The sequence below is a fragment of the Mesorhizobium sp. M7D.F.Ca.US.004.03.1.1 genome, assembly GCF_003998635.1.
Taxonomy (GTDB): Bacteria; Pseudomonadota; Alphaproteobacteria; order Rhizobiales; family Rhizobiaceae; genus Mesorhizobium; species Mesorhizobium loti.
Map to the genome: position 1 here is coordinate 1 of NZ_RZQG01001188.1, position 1,541 is coordinate 1,541.

A 1,541-nucleotide genomic window follows, 5' to 3' on the forward strand; every position below is an offset into this window, starting at 1 on the left:
CTACCTCTTCTCCGACTGGCAGCAGAAGCAGAAGGTGACGCTGACCGCCAACCCTGACTGGCCTGGGCCGAAGCCGGATTTCGGCAAGGTCGAGATCTATGTCGTCGCCGACGATCAGGCCGCACAGCTGGCCTATGAGGCCGACGCCTTCGACTACACCAAGATCGCCATTTCGGCGACCAAGGCGGTCAAGGCCAGCCTACCCGCCGACACGAGCCTGATCGAGGCGCAGTCGACCCGTTATGTCTGGCTGACCATCAACATGCTGAGCCCACGCCTCAAGGACCTAAAAGTCCGCCAGGCCGTGCAATATGGCGTCGATGTCGAGCAGATCCTGACCGGCGTCTATGACGATCTCACCAAGCGTTCCACCGGTGTCGTCCAGCCCGGCACCAAGTTCGCGCGCGCCAGCAATCTGATCGCCGCACCCGACTACGAGAAGTCCGCAGCACTTCTGACTGAAGCCGGCGTCAGCGACCTGTCGCTGACCTTGACGGTGATGAACGATTCCATCCGCACCGCGACGGCGCAGATCATCCAGGCCAGTCTCGAACAGGCCGGCATCAAGGTCGAGATCCAGCCCTATGACGAGGCGGCCTTCTGGGGTGTCGGCGACAAGACGCAGGGCGAGGGCTACAAGAACATCGATCTGGCGCTGATGGATTTTGCCGGTGGCATCGACCCTTCCGAAAACCTGGTCTGGTTCCGCCCCGACCAGATCGGCGCCTACAATTGGTCGGGCTTCGACAGCGCGGAGTTCGAAACCAGCTATCAGCAGTTGGTGGCGGAAAGCGATGAGCCCAAGCGCATCGCATTGTCCAACCGCATGGAGGACCTGATGGAGCAGTCTGGCGGTTTCATCTTCATCTGCCACCAGCCGCTGGTCGTTATCCACAAGACCAGTTTCGAGCCGGTTATTTATCCGGACGGCCACCCCAATCCGGTGCTGTTCAAGAAGAAGGCATGATCGCTTCCGTGGACAGCAAAGATGTGATCGTTTAGCTGGGGGCATGACGGAAGCAGGACCAGCACCCGAAAGACGCAAGCGCGGCGCCAAGAAATCGCCACCGCGCTTCAGCCGCGAGCAGGCGGATGTCCGCCGTTCCATGCTGGTCGAGGCGGCGACGCGATGCCTGTCGGTCGGCGGCATCGGCGCCTTCACCATCGATCGCATCTGCAAGGAGGCCGGCGTTTCGCGCGGCCTCATCAACCATCACTTCGAAAGCCTCGATGGCTTGCTGGTCGAGGTCTACAAATCCTCGCTTTATGCCAGCGTCAACAACCAGATCGCCGAAGCCAAGCGCCGCCGCGCCGAGACATCAGATTGGTCGCCGCAGGCCGCACTTGCCGCCCTGGTGCATTCGAATTTTTCGCCCGATTATTTCAGCCGTGACAATCTCTTGATCTGGCTATCGCTGTGGGGCGAGATCGCCGTCAACCCACGCCTCAAGGCGGCGCATCGCGAACTCTATGACGCTTACCGGGCGGAACTCGCCGAGGACATCGCCGCGGTCGCCGTGCCGCGTGGCAGGGATGTCGAC

2 protein-coding genes are annotated in these 1,541 nt (G+C 61.5%); both read left to right on the forward strand.

Annotated features, from left to right (window positions below; all coding sequences use genetic code 11):
* Positions 1-967, forward strand: a 967-nt coding sequence (locus EN935_RS35385) for an ABC transporter substrate-binding protein (protein WP_245489135.1), incomplete at its 5' end; no start/stop codon positions are given.
* Between the two features lie 43 nt (positions 968-1,010).
* Positions 1,011-1,541 (forward strand): TetR family transcriptional regulator (locus EN935_RS35390; RefSeq protein ID WP_127374197.1); only part of this gene is annotated, 531 nt, incomplete at its 3' end.